Annotated in this window: 4 protein-coding genes; 2 read left to right on the top strand and 2 right to left on the bottom strand. The window is 34.2% G+C overall.

What is annotated here, in order from left to right; translation table 11 throughout:
• Positions 1–765: 765 nt before the first annotated feature.
• Together PQF83_RS28325 and PQF83_RS28330 are read left to right on the top strand one after the other, a co-directional pair.
• Positions 766–2,049 (top strand): plasmid recombination protein, encoded by a 1,284-nt coding sequence (locus PQF83_RS28325; protein ID WP_000063005.1) that lies wholly within the window; start codon positions 766–768, stop codon positions 2,047–2,049.
• A gap of 234 nt (positions 2,050–2,283) precedes the next feature.
• Positions 2,284–2,904 (top strand): hypothetical protein, encoded by a 621-nt coding sequence (locus tag PQF83_RS28330; RefSeq protein WP_000162395.1) that lies wholly within the window; start codon positions 2,284–2,286, stop codon positions 2,902–2,904.
• A gap of 579 nt (positions 2,905–3,483) precedes the next feature.
• Here PQF83_RS28330 and PQF83_RS28335 read toward each other — a convergent pair.
• Both PQF83_RS28335 and PQF83_RS28340 read right to left on the bottom strand, forming a co-directional pair.
• Positions 3,484–4,074 carry an HAD family hydrolase gene (locus tag PQF83_RS28335; RefSeq protein ID WP_001024262.1) on the bottom strand — a complete coding sequence of 197 codons (591 nt, stop codon included), beginning with the start codon at positions 4,072–4,074 and terminating at the stop codon, positions 3,484–3,486.
• Positions 4,075–4,232: 158 nt separating this feature from the next.
• Positions 4,233–4,811 (bottom strand): cupin domain-containing protein, encoded by a 579-nt coding sequence (locus PQF83_RS28340; RefSeq protein ID WP_000559143.1) that lies wholly within the window; start codon positions 4,809–4,811, stop codon positions 4,233–4,235.
• Positions 4,812–4,971: the final 160 nt, after the last annotated feature.

The raw sequence follows: 4,971 nt of genomic DNA on the forward strand, positions 1-4,971 counted from the left end.
GAATGTACTTAGATTCAAGATGACTTATTAAAAACACATGAATATGTTATACAAATCTAGTATACATAACGCACAATTATCGGTAGTGAAGACAAAGGCGGATCCCTATTCCCACAAGGAATCCGCCTTTGTCTTTTTCTATGATTCTATGCATTTTTTTATACATTCCTATTATGGCGGGCTTTTCGGCCTCCCCATAGTTCCCTATGTCTTCCGATTTTTTGCATAAAATCTTGCATACTCTTAGCGTGGTTTTTTTCAAAATGCTGGTGGTACTCCTTAATAACAAGTTCATAGAATGTTGATTTTATAAATCAAAAGAGAGGGGAACCTATGTAGTGCTACTTGAGTAGAAAATTAGGTTTTTAATTAGGTAGAGGTAGCTGCATAGCGTGTGTCAACGGTACCGGACCGAACCCGTAAGGGGGCGGGAGGATAAGGAGTTGACACACTCACTATGCAACCCTCTTGTGGTTGTCAAAAGGTACCCTTTTGACTCTGCCAACCGGCGAGGGAGCCCCTCAAGGATTGAGGGGTTGGGGAGTTGGATTAAGGGGGTCTGGGGAAGAGTTCCCCAGCAGGTTTGGACAGAGTCCAAGGTTTTGTTTTTTGTCATGCAAAGCATGGCTTGGCGATAGCCAAAACAGCCTCGCAGAGCCTTTTCATTGTGTACATGGAGCGTAGCGGAATGTCACAATACAGAAAAGGTTACTTTGCCAAAGTAACAAAGCTTTTGGTATAGTGGAGGCAAGGAGTTGATTCGTCATGAGCATGTCAGTTTCTCTCAAAAAAGCAACGAACAAAACCAATATTAAACATAATAACAGGACAATGAGCGAGAAGGAAAAAGAGCGAAATTCGCATATAGATTATTCAAAATCTGATGATAATAAATATCTTGTTCAGAAAGATTTAAAGGAATTATATCAAGAAGAATTTGGAGAAGTATTGGAGAACTATAACGCTAAACAAAAACGTAACGACCGAAAAATTGATGACTATTATAAACACATTCAGTTCGGTAAAAAAACTGCGCTTCAGCAAGAAATGATCATTCAAGTTGGTGATTTGAACAATTTCATTTCCAATGCCGATTATGAAAAAGCAAATGAAATTTTGTTAGAGTGGTTTAAGGATTTTGAGAAACGAAATCCAAATTTAAAAGTTTACAATGCGGTCATTCATAATGACGAGGCTAGCCCTCATATGCACTTGAATTTTGTGCCTGTGGCGAGTGGGTATAAGCGAGGACTTGAAAAACAAGTATCATTTGACCGAGCCATTACACAACAAGATCCAACATTAGATAAAACTCGTCCTTTTGATGATTGGCGAGAAAAAGAAGTGAAGATATTAGAAAAAATGTTAAAAAAGCGTGGTATTGAACGGAAATTAGTTGGTTCAAATAATTATAAAGACGTGAATGAATACAAAGAAAAAAAGGATTTAGAAAAGGAAATTCTTTCTTTGGAAAACCAGCTTTTTGAAAAGAAAAATGAATTACTGGAAATGAACGAACGATTGCCAGGAGAAATTAAGATTAAAGCTGAGAGAGAAAAGAAAATAGAGGTTATTAATAAAGGTTTTTTAAAAAAAGAAAAAGTAGAAAAACCAACAGGGAATTGGATTGTTGGAACTAAAGAATTAAAAAGAGTGCAAGGAATGATTAATGCTGGATATTCAGTGAAAAAAGATTATGATCGTTTGCAGCGTACAGATTTAGTTCGAGAAAATAAAGAATTACAAGGTAAAGTTGATAGTTTAGCAGATGGTTTGGTTGAAGCTATTAACAAAAATACAGATTTGGAAGATGAGAATAGAAAACTACGTAAGGAAATAAGCTCGTTAAAAGCCCATATAGGAGATTTAAAGGAAAACATAAAGGTTTTATACCACAACACGAAAAAAGTCCTTGGAGAGCATTTTAAGGCGTTTAGAGGACTTGTTAAGAATGAACTGGATATGAATGGTGTAGACAATCAATTTGAACGTGAACACAAGAAGGAACTGAAGCATAAACAACGGAGACATGACATGGAGCGTTTTTAACAAAGTGAGTAAAAGTTTCTCTAAATTTTGTTTGACCATTTCTTGGGATTATATGTGTGATAAAATAAAAACGAGCCATGCTCCAACATGGCTCGTTTCAAAGGGTATTCAACGAAAATACCTAAAAATCAATATCTGTTTATAGATTATCATAATTTTATTATTAGGGTAATACCATAATTATGATTTTTGGTATTTATGTTGGTGCTCACAAAATGAGAGGAGCAACAACACATGACAAAAAAGATTATTAACTTTGGACAAGCTGAACAAAAAGCGAGAAAAAGAGATTTAGAGATTGAGCAAAAACAATTTGAAGAAGAACATCATGGGATGGATCAAGACGCAGTAGATGAAGCTTTAAAGGTGTTAAGTAAAGCTACTGGTGGTAAAGAGATTTACATAGGAACTAAAAAGAGTCCTCAATCGAAAGTGAGGTTTGCTCAATCAATGCAAGAGAATCTAGGCTATTTGTATAGGCAAAAATATTTAACAGATAGGGAGAAGATTTTTTTAACTGAAATAATTCCTTATATTGCTTTTTCTAGTAATTGTATTGTTCTTGATATTAAAGCGAAAAACCCTGTACCCGCAAATATTACAGAGATTGCAAAATTAATAGATGCTTCTAGACAACCTACAAGTACAGTAATCAATTCTTTAGTTAAAAAAGGAATTTTATTTAAAGGTGATTCAGGCGTTGAAGGAAATAATGCTAAAGCTTATGCAGTATTTATTAATCCTCATGTGGTTTATGCAGGAGATAAGGACAATGTAAATGAAGCATTAAAAGTTATGTTTTATAAAGCTATGAAGATGCCTATTTTAAAGGATTTACCTAATAAGTTTTTTTGAAAATAAAAATCGTAGTTATCAAATCGATAACTACGATTTTTTATTATTTCGTGTGTCACAAATATGTGACACACGTGTCACATATTTGTGACACACGAAAATCTTTAAAAACACTGATATATCAACATTTTTTACACTTTTAAAAGTCTCTCTCTTCTCACTCTATATATAGGGTTAAAAGTTCCGAAAGGAACAGGTAGTATTTTTTGAGAACCCCATTCAAAAAATCTCCACCTTGTCCGCTTTGCTCCCTCCTTGCAAAACTTTTTTCGGCTGGTTTTTGACTTTCGCCAAGCCGAACAGACCAAAAACGAGAATTTAAGTTGCTCGACTTGAACAAGCAATTGTACCAGCCGAACCACCCAGTTCTCCCAACCGATACATTATTCTTTTGCAATATGTATTTGATGCATATTTAGGGGCTAGCCCCTCGCTACGCTTCACCCCAGCCTTCACCATTCCACCCAAAAACAAGGGGAAAATCTTAAGCGAAAAAATAATAAGCCGTCCATATAGACAGCTCATTTACATAATCTTCGAAAGCGGAAGTCAATAAATCTATCATATATCTTCAGCGATTTATTGCTGAAGATACAACTGTTTTGATAATGGAATACCCTTATTGAAAAATTCTGAGTAATCGTTTAAATAATAATCTGCTACATCACTTTGACCTTGAAACATGCATGTTATGATTCCTAATTCTTTTGCAGGTAGCAAATCTAATTCTCTATCTCCAATAGCTAGATCAATTTTGTGTTTTTGATGCAAGTAAGTATATGCTGATGGGTTGGGTTTGCGAGGAAAACCATTATCAATCGTAACCATATCTACAAAGTATTTGTCCCATCCATAATATTTTAAAATTGCTAAAACTCCATCTCTGTGTTTATGTGTCATGATTACATTCTTATCTGCAAATTTCAAAATTTCTTCCACGCCATCAAATGGTTTCATGTCTTTTGGAGACAATTCCTTTTTTAAGCTTTTAATTTTCTCTTTCTGGTCACTAGAAACATTATAGTAGTCTAGTGCATGTGAGTATGAAATCTTTAATTTTTTATAAATCTCCTGTTTATCTATCTCTTCTCCAAGTACTAGAGAGAGTATTTTGGTATAGGCAGGATATGTATTAAAAAGTGTTCCGTCAAAGTCCCATAAAATATTCAATTAAATCACCCTTTCTATTCCATTTTATCACAAGAATGTGGTAGCCATACTCTTGTTTTCTTTGTATACTCCATACACTATCAGTTAACATAACGTCTCATTATTGGCATAAAAAAAGGATCTTCAATCTAAGATCCTTTTTATTATTTTTAATAGTTTTATTCATTTACCATGGCATCGGCTTTTGTTACATGTACAGTACCAAATGGATGGTTAGGAGGAGCATATATCGAGTAAAGTTTTAGAGGAATATTACCTGTATTGGTTAGATTATGCCATGTTCCAGCGGGTATCATTATGGCATAATCATCATAGACATTTCTTTTAAAGTTTAAATTATCTTTATTCTTGCCCATTTGAATAATCCCCTGGCCTTGTTCAATACGTAAGAATTGATCAACGTTAGAATGTACTTCCAAACCGATATCTTCGCCAACATTGAGACTCATTAAAGTAACTTGTAAATGTGTTCCTGTCCATAAAGCAGTACGATAGGTATTGTTTTGCTTCGTTGCTTCATTGATATTAACGACAAATGGTTTTGGTCCATAATCTGTTAATGAAATTCTTCTGTCATTGTTAGAAGAGCAAAAAGAATCAAATCTATTTGCATGCTCTATCTCATTAGGAAAAGTCCGGTAAACAGACTGTCTTCCATAGTTATACATTGGTATTGGTATTGGTACATTAACATAATAAAGATATTGATATGGGTATATATAAGGATTATAGTGCATTTTTCCCAATCCTTTCGCGTTTTTACAAAATTATTCTATGCACTTGTTAAGGGAATGTACTTAGATTCAAGATGACTTATTAAAAACACATGAATATGTTATACAAATCTAGTATACATAACGCACAATTATCGGTAGTGAAGACAAAGGCGGATCCCTA

This window comes from Bacillus sp. FF-1 (assembly GCF_028548245.1).
Taxonomy (GTDB): domain Bacteria; phylum Bacillota; class Bacilli; order Bacillales; family Bacillaceae_G; genus Bacillus_A; species Bacillus_A paranthracis.